We start from the raw sequence: 20,451 nt of genomic DNA on the forward strand, positions 1-20,451 counted from the left end.
ACACACCATGACCTGCCCTTGGCAGGCACGAGAAAGAGGATCTGTTCAGAAGTCAGGCAAGAAGAAACCCCTGCACGGGTCGCACTGTGGACTCTGCGCGATCGCGCAAAGTGAGAGCACGTCGAGCAAACGGGCAAATTCTACCGCATTGACAGACCTAAGTCTCGGCGGTTTGGGCCAGAACGCGCTCTAGCACACGCTGATAGGCATGTTCTACGTTGCCCAAATCTCGCCGAAAGCGGTCTTTGTCCATTACCCGCAGATTGGGGTCAGTTTCACCTTGGTCCCACAGTCGGCAGGTGTCCGGACTGATTTCGTCTGCGAGCAGCATCGTGCCATCAGGGCGGAGACCAAACTCCAGCTTGAAGTCCACAAGGGTAATATTGCACCGCTGAAAGAAGTCGATGAGAACTTCATTCACCTTGAGGGCCATGGCTCGCAGCTGATCGACTTGAGCGGGCGTGGCTAGCTTCATCAGCAGTAGCCGGTCAACCGTGAGCATCGGGTCTCCCAGGTCATCGTTTTTGTAATAAAACTCGACGAGGGGAGGGGCGATCGCGGTCCCCAGTTCCAGTCCCGTCTGTTGACAGAGACTGCCAGCCGCAATGTTCCTGACCACGACCTCGATGGGCACGATGGTCACGGCGCGTACGCGCATCTGGTTGGGGGTAGGGCAGTCGATGAAGTGGGTGGGGACTCCCTGGGTTTCGAGAACCTTGAACAGGTGAGCAGCGACGCGGCAGTTAATCTCTCCTTTGCCCGCAATGCTGCCTCGCTTTTGAGCATTGAAGGCCGTGGCGTCATCCTTATAGTGGGTGAGCAAAATATCGGGGTCATCTGTGGCGTACAGAATCTTGGCTTTACCTTCGTAGCGCTTTTCGAGGCCAGACATGTTTTCGCTGTTAGGAGGGTGATCGAGGATTGTCCCAAGCCAAGACTGCCACCTAGGCAGCGACCCATTGCCTTAGCGGTGAGCTTGCAGCGATGCTTTGGCCGGGAGAATCCCAAGAAGGCCATTTTAGCCCGCGAAGGAAGTTCTGGGACAGCGGGCTCTGGGGCCAGATGGAGGCTGTTGAGTGAGCGATCGCAGACATTGCCTTTTACGGAAGAGCACTCAGACAGCAAACAAGGATTGACTTCAATTGATTGCGTTTTTGAGAATTCACTAATTTTTTGAAAATCACTTTCTTTCCTTATTCAAGCTTTATACTCTTGTTAAGAGCTTAATCATTGCTTCATTAGCTTCTCATCAAGCAACCGCAAGAACTCTGAAAGATCGCCTCTGTTATTCATTCTTATTGAATTTTCTCGATTAATCTTGATTCATTTAAATCTTCAAAAATTTATCAAGTGCACGGATATATTTAACTGGTCTTTATAATTTTCTGGTGAAATCTACATAGGATTGATCTCAATTTAGACTTCTTCTTTGAGCCTTACAGTTTTCCAAATTCGACTTGATTTTGACTGGAAGGCCTGACTATTGCCACGTTTTGGGCCACTGAGAATTTCCTTCCCTCTTCAACACCATGAAGCTATTTTTTGCTGCGTTCAGTTCCGTTACTTTAGGTACTTTACTCACAGCTCTTCCTGGAGAGGCTGCAACTTTTTCTAGCTCTATCGGCAATGTCCTGATTCGATACAATCAGTCTGCATCGGATTTCCAAACGGATGTTAATACTGATACCTTTTCGATCGCTAGAGAAGGTGGCTCTAATGGGGCGATCGCAGACGCAGATGCCACTTTCAGCAATGAGTCTCTTTTCTCCTCCAACTCCACAAACAGTGAAGCTTTTGGTCAGGGCAAAAATTACTTCGGTCTTGCCAATAGCACGGCTTCAGTCTTGGGAAACTTCTGGGTTGAGGCAGGTCAAAGCTTCGGTTTTGACTTTTTTGCCAGTCTCGACTTGCTCACCCAAATTGATAATCCAGTTCAGGAATACGTAGAATCCCTGGGATCCATCTCTTTCTTTTTGGAAGCTGATAGCTCCCCAAACCCCATTGCTTTCTTTAGCTTCTCAGGCGGCCTAAAGACAACGGGAACGGATTTTGTTTCTCTTGACAGCAGTGAAAATATTGTTCTAGGCGACGCCTCTTCTATCTCCTTCAACACGGGTGGAACTTCAGAGGTTCTGTCTGGTTTGGTTCTCGGGTCGTTTGGGCAAACCTTTGCGAGTCGTACTCAGCTTCGCCTGGTCGAGGTCAAAAGCAATACCGCTCTCGCTAAAGCTCCGGAACCCGGGTCGGCGATCGCCTTTTTGGTTTTTGGTGGATTGACTGGAGTTTCAGCTCTTCAAAAAGCATCAAAAAAACGCCAAAATTTCAACTAATTTCGAGATTGCAAATAAAAAGCTCAGGCATTAAATCCTGAGCTTTTTATTCTTTATAAATTCATTTGCATTCTAGATTTAATAACTTTTTTGCCAATTCAGTCAATCAAAAATAGAATTTTTCTAAGAGAAATTATTGATTTTTATGGATTAACGAAGTTCGATATTTTCATTTATTCAAGAAAGCATTATTGAAACTCTCTAAGTTAAATTTGCAACCAAAGAAGCACAAAATCACTAAGCTATCTTTCATTTTTGGCAAAGAACAAAATTAATTAAAATTTGATATCAAAAAACTGCCATTTTGGCCCACAAGCTTTTTAGCGAGTTTCTATAGTATCCCTAGCATGAACTCATTTTTTAAGCTAGGAGTTGTTCATCATGGCTTTAGTCAGAGGTACTTTTAGCGCAGACTTAATCTCTTTAACCAGTGCATTGGCTTCCACAATAGATGCCGATATTATCTACGCAGGGGAAGGCAATGATACGGTTTTTGGTGCTGGCGGCGACGACTTTATTAAAGGCGACAGCGGTAACGATGAGCTGCGCGGAGAAGAAGGCAATGACCAGATCTTTGGCGATCGCGGCCTAGACACGATCTTTGGCGGGAACGGCGACGACCTCGTCGACGGCGGCAGCGATGCGGACTTGCTTTTCGGGGACGCTGGTCTTGACACACTCCTAGGCGGTTCTGGCAATGACACGCTTCTGGGCGGCTCCGGCAATGATCAACTCCTCGGCAGCATCGGCAACGATGTCTCTGTCGGCGAAACTGGGGATGATGAGCTGATCGACACCAGCGGCAACAACACCCTTGACGGCGGCCTAGGAAATGACAGCTTGACCGCAGGCGGCGGCATCGACGTCCTTGTCGGCGACGGCGTCTACATCCCCGGCACCACATTGTTTCAGGGTGGTAACGACAGTCTTTTTGGCGGCAATGGCAACGACAGCCTATACGGCGGCTATGTTGTCATTAACGCCACGACTGGCTTGCCTCAGAGCTTTTTGGCAGCGAGCGGTAACGACACCCTTGATGGCAGCGGCGGCAACGATCTGGTGGACGGCCAAGACGGCACCGACGTTTTGATCGGCGGCAGCGGCAATGACACAGTTGTGGGGGGACGAGGAGCCGATACTGTCCAAGGAGCCGGGGCTACAGGGGACTTTGAAATTGATCTTCTCTACGGGGATGTGCCGGGTTCGACCACTGGAGCGGGTGCTGATGTCTTCGTGCTGGGCAACAGCACGACGGTTTTCTACGATGCAGCCGGAACCGGGGATTTTGCGCTGATTGTGGATTTTCAGGCTGGAAGCGACAAGATTCAGCTCAACGGCAGCAATATGATGGCCTACGGGTTTGGCATCAGCGGCACAGAAACACAAATCTTCTACAACGGCGATTTGATTGGTCGCGTTTTGAACATCACGCCCACTAATCTACTGAATTCTGGATCTATCGTGTTTGCTTAGGTGGATTGGAGCCGGGTTTCTACAGCCATGATTCCGGTGTAATGCCGGAATTTTTTATGTTTACCGAAATGCCAGAGTGGCAACATGGTGCGAGAAATTCTTTTTAAGATTTGCTTACGCGTTCAGGGCTGATTGAGAAGCGATCGTCTTTTTCAGGATCTCCCAAAAAACTTCTATTTTTAGAACTTTTGAGGGACTTTAAAGGCGATCGCCCTTTTTTTTCGCAGTTTTTTAGGATTATCTAACCCGCTTGCCAATCTGTTTTTAGATCCCGGTCAGGTAATCCTTAGTCGTTCTGTGACATTCCCTGAGCCGCCGAGCGAGTTTTTGCCCCCTGCCGTATCACGTTCACTCATCTGAAATATCCGCGAGGAGTTCACTGTGATGCACCCTTTTGAATTATTTCCTCAGCAGGCTTGCCCCGAAGAACTCGACTTTTCTGAAGCCATTTCTGAGGCCGAAGCCGCTCAAGTTGGCGGCGGATTAACCTATTACACGACCCTGGCTTTGGGCGAAGAGGGGGGCAGTTGCTTCCCAGATCCCATCGACTGGGAACCGCCGAAGCCCACACCTATTTGCCCTGGGCCCGTGAAACCACCGGCCTATCATCCGATCAAGCCGCCCATTGTGATAGACCCGCCGGAGATGACGACTCTGGCACTGGGCGAGGAAGGCGGCTGCTGGCCCGGTTATGAGCTAGCCTAACGTCCCTTGTTGAGTCAGCTTTTAAGTCCCGCCTGCGGCTTCTCGGTCATCGAGAAGCCGTTTTCTTGGCGGGGGCGGCAGAAATCTAGCGGGTGAGGGTCTCGACGAGGGCCTGGGTAATGGGGTAGCCGGTCCGCTGCTCAAAAAACAGAAACATGGGGCTGGGATTGGCTTCTAGGAAGACCCAGTCACCGTCGGGGGGCTGGCGCCAGTCGATGGCGGTCCAGGTGAGGCCGAGGGCGCGGGCGATCGCAACGCACTGGCGCTGAGCCGCCTCGGGCAGGGCAACGGGAATGAGCTCGGCCTGGGCATCTTCGCGAAAGTCGAGGGCAGCAGAGCGAATTTCGGCGGCGTATACCGCATCCTCCACGACGTAGGTCCGGAGGTTGGTGCCGGGGATGTAGGTCTGGAGGGTGACCGGCGCTAGGCCCAGCACGTGCCGCAGTCGCGCCGCGTCGAGGTGCTCAGGGGTCAACTGGCGAGTGTGGGCACCACCGTAGACCGGCTTGAAAATCAGGCGATCGCGCCTTTGGGCGAAGGCCAGGACTTCCTGGGGGTCATTGGTGACGAGGGTCTCGGGAATGGGAATGCCCAGGGCGTGGACCCGCTGGAGTTGGCGGGGTTTCTCTTTGTGGAAGTCGTAGGCCCGCCAGGAGTTGACCCAGCGAGCGGGACAGGCTCTGATCAGCGATCGCAGCAAGCTGGCGGCGTCCTGTCTCGCCACAGGCTGGAGGGCTGGGTCTAGCGGCGCAATGGCCGGTTCTCCCAAGCTGCGCCAAAAAACGCTGTGAATGTCTCGCAGAGAAAGGCGATCGCCCGACTCAAAGCAAAGGGTGCCCTCAGCCGTCTGAGGACACCAAGACAAGCGCAGCCGCGCGGGAAACTGGGTTGTATCGAGATAGTTGACCGATGCTCCCGCAGCCCGCAGCGCCTGGCCCATGTGGCGGGCGTGGGCTTCTTCCGGGCATCCCAACACCAAAATTTTCATGTTTTACGTTCGAAAAGGGAGTCAGCGGCGGGCTCAGCTTTCGAGGGCGACACCGCTGGCCTCGGGGCGGGGGGTGTGGTGCAGCAGGTAGTTGAGTTCGCCCTTGAGCCATTCCCCAAAGAGGCGATCGACGATTTCCTTGCGCACCTCGGGCGTGAGCTCTGGCACGATTAGCTCTTCGACCCGCAGCAGATGAAACCCCTGATCAGTTTGGACCGGCCCCGCAATCTCACCCACGCTCACGCCAAAAATCGCGGCTGCAATATCCGGCTTCAGGCTCCAGCGGTAAATTTTGCCTTCGTAGCCGCACCGGCACCGCCGCGCCTCATCAATGTCGTAGAGGTGAGCCGCCTCATAAAAACTGATTTCTTCTTCTTCGATTTGATAGAAGATTTCGCGGGCTAGCTCAGCGTAGGGAACGATGATCTGATAGAGCATGATGCGCTCGTAGTCGAGGCGATTTTGGGCAAAGTAGGCCTCAGCTTCCGTGTCGTAGAGCGTCTCGGCGAGTTTGCGGGTCAAGAGGCGATCGCTGATACCAATCTCCCACTCTTCCGGCGTGATCATTTGCTCCGCCAGCCAAGCCAGAGTATCGGCCGCCTTCTCTAGGCGTAGCTCTCGGCGCAGTCGGTCTGCTTCCTGCTGCACGTCCGTCGGCGAAACAGCCACTCCGCGCTCTTGGGCCGTTTGCAACACTATCTGACGGCAGAGCACCTTCTGATATATCTCCTTGAAACGCATCTCAGTTTTGAGATACTGCAGGATTTCCTCAGCCTCGAGGGAAACGCCCGTCATCATGCCCATCATCTTTTTCCTCTCAGACGCTTGCGATCGCTCCAAAATCAGCCGGCAAACTAACAAAACTGCTCGCGGTCAGCGTGGAAGCACCCGCTGCATCCACGGTTCCAGAGACCACACCCAGAGCAGCAGACAGACCATCGACAGCCCCAACCGCGACTCGGGTCGCGTCCGCTAGGCCATCTTGATTGGTGTCGAGCACTTCTAGGGACAGCTCCTCAAAGGTCAACCCCACCAGACCAATGCGATCGCCCTGAGCCGCATCAAAATCTACAATCACATCTCCTGATTCAGCCAGCGCCAAGTCCGATCGCTGCCAGACAAAGAGATCGGCCCCTGGACCACCCGTGAGCTGATCCTCTCCTAGGCCGCCCACCAGCAGATCAGAACCTTCGCCACCGATCAGCCGATCGGCTCCCGGACCGCCGCGCAGATCATCGCCCTCAGCCGTTCCCTCCAAGACTTGATCTCCCTCACCTGCTGAGATCGTCAGGCCAGCCTTAGCCGAGTCCAGGGCAAGGTGGAGCAGCGTCGGCAGCGTTGGCGAGACCGTCGGAGAGGTTTCGGGAGCAGGGGGCTCAGCCGCAGGCAAATCGTCCGGAGGATCGGCAGGGGCCTTCACCTGGACCGTGGCGATCGGCAGCTGCGTCGTCGAGGCGATCGCCGTCCCCGAAGCGCTACTAGAAGTTGCCCCAGGCTTAAAAATTTCATCAAATCGGACAACCGTTCCCAGAGGAGACGAAGCCGTCGATCGGCTCTGGCCCCCTGCTCCTTGGCTATTGACGTAGGCAGTGGAACTGCTCGAAGCGCGCGTCCCACCCGCTTGAAAAGCATTTGCACTCATTTGCATGGGGAAATCAGAAAGCTTGAAAATCACCATCACACATCACTCTTCTAAACAAAGGTTTTCTCAAAGACCATGGCAATTAATCTCTCAAAATACACCCGACAAAAAAGCCAATTCAGGCAAAAAAGAAACAAAAAATGCTTTTTAATACACCCTAGTCAATTTAAAAACGCCACAAATGAATCAATGGAAGTGCCTTGACGTGCCCAATCGCCGCAACTTCCATTGATTTCATTTTTTTGGTTTAGCCAGTCTCGTGATTCTCTTCAGATCACAGAGCAGTTTCTATCAGCCGGTCAGGGAGATAGACTGAGCAGAAGAGGTCGCAAAACCAGGCTTGGTGTAGGTGAAGGTCAGCGACTCAGCGTGAGCATCATTGCCATAGGCGAGAGCTTCTGCTTCTGCAAAGGCGCTGATGCCATCCACATAAGACTCTACACAAAAGTCTTTGTAGACTTCCACATTTTCGTAGACTTCAATATCAACTTCCTTGTCAATATTAACGTTGATATTGCTGCCGCCACCACCCCAGTAGGTGCCACCAACGACTTTGATATCCGACACAGCTTCCAAATGGCTCAGATCAGAAATAAGCATCGATTTTTCCTCTTCTCTTTTTGACGGTTTAGCTTGAGGTTTCACAAAGCAGAAACCCCGTTCAGTAGTCAAGACAGCAATCTAAAATCAGCCGGTCAGCGAGATAGATTGGGCCGAAGAAGTTGCAAAGTCGTCTTTGGTGTAGGTGAAGGTCAGTGACTCTGCATGGGCGTCATAGCCGTAGGCGAGAGCTTCTGCTTCTGCGAAGGCGCTGATGCCATCCACATGAGAATCTACGCAGAAGTCTTTGTAAACATTGACATACTCGTCAACATGGATATCGACTTCCTTGTCAATGTTAACGTCGATATTGCTGCCGCCACCGCTCCAGTAGGTGCCGCCAACAACTTTGACATCCGACAAAGCTTCCAAGTGATTCAGATCAGAAATATTCATTGGACTTCTCTCTTCAACGGTTTAGGTTGTGCAACAGCCTTGTTTTAGCTGTTGAATTAAGAATAGAAATAAACCCGTTATTCGTGTTGCCATTCTGGCACTTTCGACTCTTTTTCAATAACGAAATTTTCAAGATAAAAAGTTCGCCTAGAAAAAGTCCTAAAAACAAATGGTTGGGCGATCGCCCAACCATTTGTTTCACAGCTTTATTTCAAAACGTGATGCCAAAATGGCGTACTCTCACGACTTTTTTCCTCAGGAATAGCGATAATTGTTCGTCGAGTAGGACAAATTCACAGATGACCTTCGAGAGCTAAAAGTCCCTGTACTTGTATAGAGCGATGTACTCGTCGATGTCCCCGAGGAAGTGCCCATAGGACTGCGAGCGTAGGCCGTTGCGTCTGCCGTCGCAGTATTGACTGAGTAGCTACCCGTTTTTGTCGCGTTGGTGTAGGTGCTGGTATCCGCAGTCCCGACATAGCCAAGGCTATAGGCATCAGCCGTTGCATAGCTATAGTTTGCTCCTGCATCGGTATAAGCATAGGTATAGGAGTAGGCACCACCAGAAACCTTACAGTTTCTGCCCAGCGCTTCAAGATGAAGTGACATACTCCTACACCGATACTGACGTATACGGTGCAGGCTTCTCAGTGACCCCTGGTAACCCATCGGGCGTTTCCTGAGCTTTATTGACGGAATGCCCTACCGCCAAAGACTTGATATTGATCGCTGCATTGTGGTCACGGTCCAGCGTCAGTCCACACTCAAGACAGGCGTGAATCCTGTCCTGAAGTGTTTTAGGTACCTTGACTCCGCAGCCAGAGCAGTTCTGAGACGTACCTCTAGGATTCACTGCAACCGTAAGCAATCCAGCTCTTTCAGCCTTGACTGCCAAGATTTGCAGGAACTGGCCCCAGCCAGCATCATGAGTTGACTTCGCCAGCTTGCTTCTGGCAATGCCTCGAACATTCAGCTTTTCATGAGCAACATGCTTTCCCTGGGATAAAAGCTTGCTTGCGACCTTGTGGTGAAAGTCCTTGCGCTGATTCGAGACTTTCAGGTGTGCCTTAGAAACTCGTTTAATCGCCTTCTTTCGGCGATTAGACCCCTTCTTCTTTCGAGATAAACTCCGCTGCAACCGCTTCAGACGCTTCTCTGCTTTGCGGTAGTGCTGGGGGATGGGTTCTTCTTGCCCTGCGTCGTCCACCAAAAACGACTTCAAGCCCAGATCAATTCCAGTCGTGTTCTCAGTATTGGGGATGTCGGGAGTAAGGACGGGAACTGATGCATCTTCCAAGCTCAGAGTCACATACCAGCCATCGACTTTGTAGCTGACGGTGGCAGTCTTGACCTTGAACCCTTCTGGTAAGGGTCGATGCTGGATCAGTTTCACCCAACCAATCTTGGGGAGATTGATCTGTTTGCCCCGAATGCAGTCTTGCTTTGCTTGCGGGAAGGTGAAGGAGCGATATCGACCTACTCCCTTAAACCGAGGTCTACCGCTTCGACTGCCGTTGCAGTCTCCCTTGAGCCAGCGGTCAAAGGTCTTCTTGACCCGGCCAATGCAATCTTGCAGCACTTGAGAATAAATCTGCTGGTACTCCGGAAACAGAGCTTTGGAGTTCACCAGGTCTCGTTTCTGGGAGTAGAAGTCGGGATTCTCTCGCAGTTCTGGCAGGTGACAGATTAGCGGGCAAGCGTTGATGTCACAGCGGTTTTGCTCGTACCAAGAGAACCGCTCACCGAGACGGTAGTTGTACTGTCTGCGCAAGAGTTCCAGCCATTCGCTTATCACGGCGACTTGACTGGAGGTTGGACGCAGTCGGTACTGGTAAGCGGTTCTCACTTGAATGCTTTAATTAGTGATACTTTTTAATTGTACACCAATTAAAGGGTCATGGCCTGGATGAAAAATGATTTCTTCTCTAGAGGTCGCTCTGTATCGGACTTAAAGGCTCACTTGATTCTGACAACCAAGTATCGAAAAAAGCTGTTCACCAAGGAGATGTTGGAGCGACTGCATGAGATCTTCGAGGATCTTCTAGGGCGCTGGGACTGTCGAGTGATTGAGTTTAATGGGGAAGAAAATCACGTTCATTTGCTGTTTCAGTACCATCCCAGCTTGGAGCTGAGTAAGTTGGTGAACAACCTGAAAACGGTGACGAGTCGGAGGTTGCGCTCTGAGTTTGAGGAGCGGGTTTCTGAGTTTTATACCAAAGATGCGTTGTGGAATGGCTCCTATTTCATTGCATCCTGTGGGGGCGTTACGGTCTCGACTCTCAAGCGATACATTGAGGAGCAAGACTCTCCGGACTGAAGCGAAGGAGATGGTTTATGGCGGTGCTGGTCGCCTCTCGCGTCAAACATGGTTCACCGACCGCTCCGCCATAAACGCGCCTTCATCTCACGCCAAATCAGAGATTATGGACGTGAGGCTTCTGGCTGAACTAGCTAAATCTTGGATCAACATGGGGTTTGATTGCTCTTTGAGGTTGGTAATGCAGCTTCCAAAGCAGCGCCCAGACGCTGAATTTTAGAGACATACAGCCACCTGCAAAGCGAATCTAGGCTAAAAGGTGCAGATGGCCCTGGGAAGGTGGGGAATGAGAAGGCAAGAGGGACTAATTTTGGCGAAATCCATTGAGAACTACAATGGATAAAGTCATGTCGATTCGACAAAAAAATCCTATGGAATCCTGTTATCGTTCGTCTGCCATGTTGGCAGTTTTAAACCCATTTTTATATAGAAATAGATTTAATGAAGTTTCAGCTAGCAATCAGAGAAACATATTGAATATTTTTAGATGTTTTAGATCTCATAATTAAAACCCCTCTTTTGACTTTAAAGAGGGGTTTTAAAGGCTTTGTGGCTTAATGGTTATTTTGCTGGGCGATCGCCCGCTCAAGGGACTCAGCTGCCCGACAGGAAAGATCGCCCAACCAGGGCGGCTGTCTCACCCCCAGGGGGTTCGAAACTGATTGCTGCCGCTGCCCCGCACCGGCAGGCTTTCTCCTTTGACGGAGTCAAGGTAGGCAAGGTCGGAAATCGTGCTTGCTTTGCGAGGCTGGGCGTCGCTATTTCTGGGGTCTCTGGAGCGATCGCCCGCAGATGGAGGCGTGTTGGGGCGATGGGCATGGGGCCGGTTTTCTTTCATGAGCCGGTTGTAGGTCCGGTAGGGGATGTAGTGCAGCGGGTTATAGCCTGCGAAGCGCAAGATTAGGACGCAAGCCCAAGAATATTTGCCGGACAAAATCGCCTCAACCACTTGATTGAATTGCTCGGGTGTCATAACCTTTTGTCTTTTTGAATTCAGGCTGGAATTTGCAGCAGAAAACGGCTGATGCATTTCAAACTCTCTCCAAAGAAGGCGGTTATCGGGATAGGGTGTCGCGCTGGAGCTGACGAATCGGATCCAGCAGGATATCGAGAATGCGCCGACGACGAATCACGATGTCAGCCTGGGCCGTTTGGCCCGGCTTAAAGGTGATGGATCGGCCGCCTTCGATGACGTGGTTGCGATCGAGGGCGACTTTGACTTCGTAAACAGGCCCCATCTGTTCGTCCTGTTTGGTGTCAGGGGACAGGGCAACCACGTGTCCTGGTACAACGCCGTAGTCTTGGAAGGGGTAGGCGTCAATTTTGACTTTGACGGGCATGCCGATTTTGACGAAGCCCGCTTCTGGGTTTGGGAGAGCCGCTTGGAGCACCAGGGGAGCGTCACTGGGGGCGATCGCGGCGATCGTCTGTCCCGGTTGCAGCACTTCTCCCGCATGGTCGACGTTGAGGGACAGCACGACTCCGTCGATCGGAGCGTACACAAAGCGCTGCTTGAGCTTGGTTTGAGCACTGGTGATGAGTCCCTGAGTTTCGGTCATCTTGGCTTTGATTTGGGTCAGCTCCACTTGCAGGCTTTCGATGCGCTGTTGGGCCTCGGCCTGGACTGCCTGAGCTTCGGCCTGTTTTTGGCGCAGCAGGGCCTCTAGGCGCTCGGCCTCCGAAAGCGATCGCGCCAAGTCTCCCTGACTCTGAGTAATGCTGCGGCGGCGATCGCGCAGGGACTGCTCTAGATCAAAGAGGTGCTCTCGACTGATGGCCCCGTCATCCGCGAGGGGCTGTAAGCGCTCAAGGCGATCGCCCTGGGCGGCCGCATCACCCTTGAGCTGTTCGAGCAGCCGACGAAATGTCTCTGCGCTGTTTCGGGCCTCTAGCAGCGACGTTTCCTGAGCCTGCAAGTCCGCCGCCGACATTTGAGCTCGGCTTTGGGCCTCGGACTCCATTTGTTCGCGCAGCCCTTGCTTTTGCAGTAGCTCCGTTTGGTAGGCCATCAGCGTCTGCTGGAGCCGCGCCAGGTCTTGCTGAGCGAGCTCTGTATCGAGCTCGACGATGATTTCGCCTTTTTTGACGCTCTGGCCTTCTTGAACGGCAAGCCGCGCGATGCGTCCCATTTCGATGGCGTGGAGCTTGTAGGCTTCGCCCTCTGGAATCAGGCGCCCCCGGCCTTTCCCCGACTCTTCGATGTGGCCAAACCAGGCCCACGTGCCAAAGACCACAAAAAACATCACGCCACCCAGCATCATGCGACTGGGAAGGGAGGCGGGGGGCTGGTTCAGAACATTTTGCAGCGCTCCTGACCAGTGCTCCTCTGGCGGGGCAGGAGGGGCGGGCCGCTCAGGCGGTGGGGCGATCGCGGGCGGGCGGACGACGGGGCGACTGGGTGCACTGGGTATCGCCACCCCACCGACGATGGCCGCAGCCGAAACGGGGGTGATTTCCAGGGGCAAATCGAGAGGAACCGCAGGAGAGGGCGTCAGGGGCGATCGCCCCAAGTCTCCCTCAGCCGGTCGGGAGACCAGCGGCCCGAGCCAGCGCCGACGCCAGCGCTGGCCCAGATACGCAAGTCCCAGCAGCGACAGCAGCGACCCGCCCCCGATCCAAAGATCCGGGCGATCCGTCAGCGCAGAGGCCACCGTGGCGCCCAGCTGAGCCACGATCGCAGGAGCCGCGGCGCGCTCTGGGACCGCCGCCTTTGGCGACTCGGGCGCACACTCTGCCGGCACCGGCAGCTGAATGGTCTGATCGATTTGCAGCGATTCTGGGTCCAGGCCGGGGTTGGCCGCCAGGACTGCTGCTACGGGTAGGGCGCGATCGCGGGCGATCGCATCAAAGGTGTCCCCTGGCTGAACCTGGTAAGTCAGCTGCTCACAGCCAGAGGCTGCGGTTTGGCCGGGGCGCGGGGTTTCAGCAAGGGCTGGCCCCGCCCCCAAAAGCAGCAAAAGTACAGAACAGGACACCGATCGGTTCTGAATTAACAAAAAACCCATGACCTAATTTCGTCCCTCAAAGACTGGATCACGACCGTTGCCGGGTGTGGAACACACGTCCGAGCGCTCAACCCTGAATCCCAATCTCCACCCGCCCAGAATGCCTCGTCTCAGCTGAGCGATCTTGAAATCTTGTTGGGGCCTGGGGCTCGGGGAAACAACTCATCCAGGGAACTTGCATCGTGTCAACAGCAGGAGTCATCCCAAAAAGCATCATCTTTACGCGTTTTTACTGAGCCATCTCAGGAGTCTTTGCAAAAAACCGTAAATACACGCAAGACAGGCCACTTCGATGCTAGCGGCCTTGGGCTAGCCGCACTGCCAAACTGGCAAATTTATTCTCTAAATTTCGTGAAGAAGGTAGAATTTTGCGCATTTTGGCGGGCGATCGCGATTTTTGATTGGCTAGCGAAACCATGCATCATGCCAAAGCCAGCAGTTGGCCTTCGAGATAGGGCTAGAGGTTGAGCTGCTGCTGGGCCAGGTGGTAGTAGAGACCGCGAGCCTCCATCAGGGTTTCGTGGGTGCCCTGCTCTACCAGAACCCCGCGATCGAGCACCAGGATCAGGTCCGCGTTGCGGACCGTCGAGAGGCGGTGGGCAATGATAAACGCCGTGCGATCGCGGCTGATCTGGGCCAAGTTTTGCTGGAAGCGGCGCTCTGACTCCGTGTCCAGCGAGCTCGTCGCCTCATCCAAAATCAAAATGCGCGGATTGCCTAGAAGGGCGCGGGCGATCGCAACGCGCTGGCGCTGGCCCCCCGAGAGGGTCGAGCCTCGCTCACCCACCTTGGTGTTGTAGCCCATGGGCAGCGCCTGAATGAAGCTGTGGGCCTCCGCCAGCTTCGCCACTTCGATGGCCTCCTCCAGATGGAAGTCTGGCCGGTGCAGAGTAATGTTTTCCAAGATCGTGCCCGAAAACAGGAAGCACTCCTGGGGCACCACCCCCATCTGCGATCGCAGAGACTGGGGCGACACGTGGCGAATGTCGTGACCATCAATCCAGATGCGGCCACTGGTCGGCGCATACAGGCTCTGGAGCAGCTTCACCAGGGTGCTTTTGCCCGAGCCGCTGCGACCGACGATCGCCACGGTTTGGCCCGCCGCCACCTCCAGCGACAGATTTTGCAGCGTGTTTTGCTCCTCTTCCTCGGAGTAGCGGAAGGTCACATTTTCCAAAGTGACGGCCCCCCGGATCGGCGGCATGACCAGCATGGGCCGCTGGGGGTGCTCCTCCGGCTCCGTCTCGAAAATGTCGTCGAGACGCTCCACCGAAATCAGCACCTCTTGCAGCTCGTCCCACAGCTGAGCCAGGGCCAAAATCGGCCGAATCACGTAGCCAATCATCATGTTGAAAGCCACAAACTGACCAATGGACAGCTGATCTTGGATCACCAGCGTCGCCCCGTACCACAGCAGCGCCGTGCCCCCAAGGCTGTTGATCAAGCCACTCACCAGCTGGAGCCCAATGGCCAGATTTTGCGCCTTGAAGCGGACATTGATTTGGTTCGTTAGGGTGTCTTCCCAGCGCCAGCGCAGCTCTCGCTCCACCGACGCTCCTTTGATCGTCGAGACCCCCGTGATCAGCTCCACCAGAGAAGAGTTCTGCTCTGCTGAGGCATTAAACACCTCCCGCGACATCTGGCGCAGAAAGGGCGTCGACCCCAAGGTGATCAGCACGATGGGCGGAATCAGACACAAAGCCAGCAGGGTCAGCTGCCAGTTGTAATAGAACATCAACCCCAGATAGACAAAGCCCGTCAGGAAGTCGAGCCACGCCAGCACCACTTGCCCGATCAAGAAGCGCTGGATTTTTTGGTTCTCCTGCACCCGGGTCAGAATGTCGCCCACCCGCCGCGACTCAAAAAACTTGAGAGGCAGCAGGAGCGTATGGCTGATAAAGCCGCTGATCAAGGTGAGGTCGAGGCGATTGGAAAAGTAGCTCAGCAGGTACTGGCGCACCGCCGAAAGCATCATGCTCCAGATGCCAAAGATAAACAGGCCAATCACAAAGACCTGGAGGGTGACCTGACTTTTTTGGACGACGACTTGGTCGAGAATGATCTGGGTAAACAGGGGGGAGATGATGCCAAAAATCTGGATCAGCAGGGACACTGCGAGAATCTGGGCGGCTAGTCCCCGATAGGGCCACAGGGCGTGGAGGTATCGCCACAGGGAGGGCTGCGCCACCTCGACCTCTCGGAAGCGATCGCCCGGCGCCAAGAGCAGCGCGTAGCCGGTCCAGTTTTCTAGAAAGGCTTGGCGGGAGAGGGTTTGGCGTCCCAGGGCTGGGTCGGCGATCACGACGCGATCGCGCCGCACCTGATACACCACCACATAGTGAATGCCCTGCCAGTGAGCGATCCAGGGGTTGGCCTGCTCTGCGAGTTTGCTGAGGCTGGCGCGCACCGGCTGCGCCTGAAATCCCAGACTTTCGGCGGCCTTGGCCAGAGCGCTGAGGGAGGCCCCCGCCGTGCCGACATTGGCGCGATCGCGCAGGATGTGGATCGGCACCCGCTTGCCCCAGTAGCGACTGATCATCGCCAGGCAAGTGACGCCGCAGTCGGAGGAACTCTGCTGCTGGATAAAGGGATAGCGCTCCAGCCAGTCCAGCAGGTAGCGGCGCAGCGGCTTGGGAAAGAGGACCGGGGAAGCCGATGGGGCCGGCTCGGGCGTCGCGGGGGCGCTAGCGGACGCTGCCTCTCGGGTCGGGCGATCGCTCACTGGGGCCAGGCGGGGCGCTTTGCGGTGACCGTTGGTCGTGTGGCCGTTGTGATTGGCGGCGTCCCCGTGGGGATGCACCATGGCCTGGTAGGTGCTCCAGTGCTCGATCGCTAAGTACTCAATCTGTAGCTCTGTTTGGGCTGTCCAGGCCGCCGGGACCGCATCCGGATAGCCCCAGGTGCTACCCGGGCTGGGCGGCAAGCTTTCGGGGTCGTGGCTCTGGACCTGGCCCTGGCGCAGCCAGCAGCGCCCCAGGTCGGTCGGCGTCTCCTGGGCGATCGTGGCTCCGGCGGGCACCGTTTTCTGGATCATCAGCGAAGCCAGAGCGTCTAGGCGGTGGCTCGGCAGCGATCGCAGCTCTGTCATGGTCTTGAAGAAGATCAGGCGCTGATGGTGCAGCAGGCGATCGCTCACCGCGCTGCCCAGGGCAGGGAGGCGAGCCGACCACGCTTGCAGCGCGGCTTGGGGCAGGCGAGCCACCAGTCCATTGCTCGCGGCGATCGCCTGACACCGGCCCGCCTCTGGCGCCAACGCTCCCGCCCCAAACACCTCCCCCGGCTCCAGGGTCAGCACCGAAACCCAGCGCTCCCCCGAGGCCGGGGCCAAGAGCCTCACCCGCCCCCGGCACACTATATACAGACCGGCCCAGTCTCCCGCCGCCTCAGAACCCGACGGCTCCGAGGCGGCCACGACCTCCCCCAGAGAAACGCTCGTGTAGCTCACGCTCTCTGCCAGCGATCGCAGAATCTCTGGCGCTTCAGCGGTCACATTTAGGCCCTGAAAAACCAGATCTTCATCACTTTTAGAGACCTCAATTGGATCTGTAGAAGATTGGCTTAAAAGTCTGGATGAAGCATTCATTCCCCAGACCTCGGTCGCTGTCGGAAAATTGCGTTCATGGCAGTGTCATCCACCGAAAAGACTGCAAAGACGTCCTTTCTGCCTAAATTAAGCAAGGTGACTCTATCCCTCTACACGTCTAAGGCAGAGGGACTTGCTGAAGGCTATTCAGCTTTCAAAAATCTAGAGTTCACACAGCGATCTGGCCTACCAGGGCAATGACTGCCCCAGACAAACAGCGATCTCTGAGCGACAAGATCAGAAGCTGAAAGAAATATCAGGAAGTACTTTTAGCAATGGCTTACTCGAAAACCAAGCACGGAAAATGCTGTTTCCTTAAGCAGAATTTATGATCAGCTTTTTTTTCGATCTGAATCGCACTACCCCAGTGCCAAGACGAATTCAGATCCAGAAGACATTAGTCAAATATCAAATCGGACTCAAAATCTGGACTTTTGTCGATTTATCCTTATGGCTTAGGATTTCGACTTAAGTTAATCAATTTCAGCGATCCTGACTCTATTAACCAATACTTTTACGCGATTGAAATCTTTAATGTCAATACCTCCAGAAAATATTTTAGAGGCCATAAACGAGTATTATTTCAAACATTCTTCAAGGTACAGACTGATTATTATCAGGATTTAGCGATCAAGTTTTCAGCAAGCTCAATAAAGCCTTTAGCTTGCTACTATCGAGGATTTTCGCGAGTTGTATGTCTTTTGAAGGCAATACCCGTGATTATACAGATGCTTTCGCGTAAGGCTTTATTAATTTTTTATGCAAACAAGATGAGTTTTTGAACCTCTTGCGACCTAAAAGCTTTCCAGGCAAGGGATACAGCGATCGCGCTCTCGAAATTTCAAAAGATTTTGTAGATTCTTTTTTAAAGAAAGTGTGAAGCTGGCCTCCATGATTCTGCTGAATACGGGTGTCCTGCGCTATACAGAAAAGCAAGCTTTTACGGTCAAAATTCGCAATTTGGCACTGTGCCACTAATCTGAAACTTCCAAATTGCGTCAATGGCTTAAGTCAGTTTTTGTCTGATTTATTCATTCAAGTTTTTCCCATGAATCTACGAATCTTTTGGCTTTTAAGCATTTTGAATTCGTGCTTATTAGGAGCAGTTTTGGCTCCCGCAGCGATCGCTGCTCCTCTACGTTTTGACGTGACTGGCACCTTTGCTCCTGACAATCTTTTTAATTTAGAGAGCTTCAGCGGTTTTTACGTTTATGACCCAGATGAGCGGCAGCCCAGTTCCCTCGGCGGAGAAGCGATCGCCCTGACGGACTATCGCTTTACCCTGGTTGGTGGCCAGCAAAATATCAATCTGGCCATAGATGACCCCATTGAGCTGCCCCCGTCGTTCGTGCGCTTTCAGCAGGTCGATCGCGGCACCACGCTCTACTGGCTAGACATTGCGCGCCCCAATGCGGCGTTTAATCTACAATTTTTTGCAGCTAATGCCCTGCCAACTGTGCCGTCTGGGCCAGACTATGGCGCACCGCCCACTCGGTTCTTGCAGGGAAGCTTTGCGGCGGCGCTGGTACCGGGCAACGCCACGGTCACCAGCGCCCGAGTCACGGCAGCCCAGAGCGTTCCCGAGCCGACCGGCTCCCTGGGCTGGCTGGCCCTAGGTGGCTTGGTGCTGGGGTGGCCCCTAGCTCTGCGGCCGCAGAGCTAGGGGCCACCGGCTCGCCCTTCCTGTGCCCCTTTCCATCGCCCATAAAAATCGCGGGCAGTGCCTGGGCACGACCCGCGATCGCCTTTTAGAATTTTTCGACCCTAGCGCACCGTGGTGATGCTATCGGTTTTCTTCTGGAAGAGCTCGGTGAAGATGCTCAGCACCGTCCGCTTGCGGACTTTGATGTTGGCGCTGATGGACATACCGGACTGGAGAGGCACTTCTTTACCTTTGATCTTGAGAGACTGCTGCTCCAGGCGAATCTTGGCCGGGAAGGTGTAGAAGGGCTTGATGTCGGTGGGCGGCAGGGCGTCCGAGCCAATTTCGACCAGAGTGCCTTTGACATCCCCAAACTCGCTGTAGGGGAAGGAGTCAATGCGCACATCCACTTTCATCTCCGGCTCAACAAAGCCGATGTCCTGATTGGTGATGTCGACTTTGGCAATCAGGCTGTCTTCGGGCACCAGCTTCAGGATCGGCTCGCTGGTGTTGGCCACAAAGCCCGGTCCGCCCGCCTGGAGGTCGAAGATCACGCCGTCTACGGGCGCTTTGATCTCCTGGTAGCGCAGGGTGAGGGCTGCCTGCTCGAGCTGGCCGTCGATCTCGGCGATGCGCTTTTCATTGTCAACGACGGCGCGGCTGATCTGGCTGTCGATCTCGGCAATGCGCTTTTCGTTGTCGGCGAGCTGGGTGAAGAGGTCTTTGCCCGCGAAGGCAACGGTGTTTTGCAGGCGCTCTTGGGCCTGGGCGATCGCCAGCTTCAGGCGCTGCTGGGATTCGGTGAGGCGCTGCACCTCGGACTGGCCCGTGCGCACCTCGAGCTGCTGCTGAAGCACTTGCAGGCGAGCAATTCCGCCGTCCTCCAGCAGCGGCTCGACGTTCCCCAAAATTTCTTGGTTCACCGCCAGCGAGTCTTTGGCGCTCGCGAGCTGAACGTCGTTTTCTCGCAGCTGGCGCTCCAGCTGACCCACCTCTAGCTCGGCGGCCGCTACCCGCGATCGCAGCTCTGACTGGCTATTTTGCAGGCGGGCGACCTGCTCCGCGCTCAGGCTGGCCGCTCCGCTGGTATCCCCCAGCTGCAAGCGATAGAGGCGATTTTCAGAGACGAGGGTCGCGCGGCTCTTGGTAAGAGAGGCCATGGCGGGGGAGATATTTAGCCGGGCAATCTGGGCTTCGATCTCCACTGGCGTCAGAGTCTGGCTGGTCTGGGTGCGATAGAACTGGTTTTCCTGAACCAGCTTGGCGCGAATGCTTTGCAGGGACTCTAGCTGAGCCTTGGAGGCAGTCGGGTCAAAGCTAATCAGCAGATCGCCCGCCTTGACGCGATCGCCGTCTTTGACGTGGACCGTTTTTACCACGCCGCCCACGGGAGCCTGGACCTCTTTCACCGCGCCGGTAGGCTCCAGCTTGCCCCGCGCCGGAATCGCCTGCTCCACCTCCGCAAAGGCCGCCCACACCAGCAGCGAGCTGGTCACTCCCACGATCGTCCAGACGATCGCTCGGGACCACAGCGGAGACTGTTGCAGCACCACCGGCTTGTCAAAGCTGGCTGGCCGCATCTCCTCTTCGATGCTGATGATGCTCGGGCCTGGCTGGGCTGGGGTGACGGCGATGGGGGCAGCGTGGCGGCTGCCGTTGGTGCCATTGGCGGTGTGGGTGCCGTTTTTGCCGTTACTCTGAGTCATAGCTTCAAAACCTGCTGATTTAAGGACGTAGGCGGGCAAGCGATCGGCGGTAGATTCTTGAACC

16 protein-coding genes are annotated in these 20,451 nt (G+C 54.6%); 5 read left to right on the forward strand and 11 right to left on the reverse strand.

Features of this window, described 5'->3' with window-relative positions:
* Nucleotides 1-157: 157 nt before the first annotated feature.
* Nucleotides 158-892, reverse strand: coding sequence for a phosphoribosylaminoimidazolesuccinocarboxamide synthase (purC, locus tag GEI7407_RS12045; RefSeq protein ID WP_015172457.1), 735 nt, complete (start codon nt 890-892; stop codon nt 158-160).
* Nucleotides 893-1,529: 637 nt separating this feature from the next.
* Between purC and GEI7407_RS12050 the strand changes: the two genes are divergently transcribed.
* The 3 genes from GEI7407_RS12050 (at nt 1,530) to GEI7407_RS12060 (ending at nt 4,508) form a co-directional block, all read left to right on the forward strand.
* The gene (locus GEI7407_RS12050) at nt 1,530-2,330 is read left to right on the forward strand and encodes a hypothetical protein (RefSeq protein WP_015172458.1); all 801 of its coding nucleotides are present in this window, start codon (nt 1,530-1,532) and stop codon (nt 2,328-2,330) included.
* A 435-nt stretch (nt 2,331-2,765) separates the two neighbouring features.
* Nucleotides 2,766-3,803 carry a calcium-binding protein gene (locus GEI7407_RS12055; RefSeq protein WP_051030760.1) on the forward strand — a complete coding sequence of 346 codons (1,038 nt, stop codon included), beginning with the start codon at nt 2,766-2,768 and terminating at the stop codon, nt 3,801-3,803.
* Nucleotides 3,804-4,184: 381 nt separating this feature from the next.
* Nucleotides 4,185-4,508, forward strand: coding sequence for a hypothetical protein (locus GEI7407_RS12060; protein ID WP_150109785.1), 324 nt, complete (start codon nt 4,185-4,187; stop codon nt 4,506-4,508).
* 85 nt (nt 4,509-4,593) lie between these two features.
* Here GEI7407_RS12060 and GEI7407_RS12065 read toward each other — a convergent pair whose 3' ends face one another.
* The 6 genes from GEI7407_RS12065 to GEI7407_RS12090 all read right to left on the reverse strand — a co-directional run bounded on the left by GEI7407_RS12065 (nt 4,594) and on the right by GEI7407_RS12090 (nt 9,980).
* The gene (locus GEI7407_RS12065; protein ID WP_015172461.1) at nt 4,594-5,496 is read right to left on the reverse strand and encodes an MvdC/MvdD family ATP grasp protein; all 903 of its coding nucleotides are present in this window, start codon (nt 5,494-5,496) and stop codon (nt 4,594-4,596) included.
* A gap of 33 nt (nt 5,497-5,529) precedes the next feature.
* On the reverse strand, nt 5,530-6,300 hold the full coding sequence (locus GEI7407_RS12070) for a peptidylprolyl isomerase (RefSeq protein WP_015172462.1): 771 nt from the start codon (nt 6,298-6,300) through the stop codon (nt 5,530-5,532).
* A gap of 13 nt (nt 6,301-6,313) precedes the next feature.
* Nucleotides 6,314-7,144, reverse strand: coding sequence for a calcium-binding protein (locus GEI7407_RS12075; RefSeq protein ID WP_150109786.1), 831 nt, complete (start codon nt 7,142-7,144; stop codon nt 6,314-6,316).
* 285 nt (nt 7,145-7,429) lie between these two features.
* Nucleotides 7,430-7,810 (reverse strand): hypothetical protein, encoded by a 381-nt coding sequence (locus GEI7407_RS12080; protein WP_223294421.1) that lies wholly within the window; start codon nt 7,808-7,810, stop codon nt 7,430-7,432.
* A gap of 15 nt (nt 7,811-7,825) precedes the next feature.
* Nucleotides 7,826-8,134, reverse strand: a complete 309-nt coding sequence (locus tag GEI7407_RS12085) for a hypothetical protein (RefSeq protein WP_015172465.1) — start codon at nt 8,132-8,134, stop codon at nt 7,826-7,828.
* Nucleotides 8,135-8,747: 613 nt separating this feature from the next.
* On the reverse strand, nt 8,748-9,980 hold the full coding sequence (locus GEI7407_RS12090) for an RNA-guided endonuclease TnpB family protein (protein WP_015172467.1): 1,233 nt from the start codon (nt 9,978-9,980) through the stop codon (nt 8,748-8,750).
* A gap of 60 nt (nt 9,981-10,040) precedes the next feature.
* Here GEI7407_RS12090 and tnpA point away from each other — a divergent pair, with 60 nt between their 5' ends.
* Nucleotides 10,041-10,451 (forward strand): IS200/IS605 family transposase, encoded by a 411-nt coding sequence (gene tnpA / locus GEI7407_RS12095; protein ID WP_015172468.1) that lies wholly within the window; start codon nt 10,041-10,043, stop codon nt 10,449-10,451.
* Between the two features lie 637 nt (nt 10,452-11,088).
* Here tnpA and GEI7407_RS12100 read toward each other — a convergent pair.
* From GEI7407_RS12100 to GEI7407_RS12110, 3 genes are all read right to left on the reverse strand, one after another.
* A complete protein-coding gene (locus GEI7407_RS12100) occupies nt 11,089-11,424 on the reverse strand; it encodes a HetP family heterocyst commitment protein (RefSeq protein WP_396229521.1) in 336 nt (111 codons plus the stop codon).
* A gap of 82 nt (nt 11,425-11,506) precedes the next feature.
* Nucleotides 11,507-13,426, reverse strand: a complete 1,920-nt coding sequence (locus GEI7407_RS12105) for an HlyD family efflux transporter periplasmic adaptor subunit (protein WP_190274134.1) — start codon at nt 13,424-13,426, stop codon at nt 11,507-11,509.
* A 487-nt stretch (nt 13,427-13,913) separates the two neighbouring features.
* Nucleotides 13,914-17,039, reverse strand: coding sequence for a peptidase domain-containing ABC transporter (locus GEI7407_RS12110; RefSeq protein ID WP_015172471.1), 3,126 nt, complete (start codon nt 17,037-17,039; stop codon nt 13,914-13,916).
* 1,108 nt (nt 17,040-18,147) lie between these two features.
* On the opposite strand from GEI7407_RS12110, the gene GEI7407_RS12115 reads away from it, so the two are divergent.
* Entirely contained in the window at nt 18,148-18,702 is a 555-nt protein-coding gene (locus tag GEI7407_RS12115) for a hypothetical protein (RefSeq protein WP_041268426.1), read from the forward strand.
* A 101-nt stretch (nt 18,703-18,803) separates the two neighbouring features.
* Here GEI7407_RS12115 and GEI7407_RS12120 read toward each other — a convergent pair whose 3' ends face one another.
* Nucleotides 18,804-20,387 (reverse strand): HlyD family efflux transporter periplasmic adaptor subunit, encoded by a 1,584-nt coding sequence (locus GEI7407_RS12120; RefSeq protein WP_015172473.1) that lies wholly within the window; start codon nt 20,385-20,387, stop codon nt 18,804-18,806.
* Between the last annotated feature and the right edge of the window lie 64 nt (nt 20,388-20,451).

This window comes from Geitlerinema sp. PCC 7407 (assembly GCF_000317045.1).
Taxonomy (GTDB): domain Bacteria; phylum Cyanobacteriota; class Cyanobacteriia; order PCC-7407; family PCC-7407; genus PCC-7407.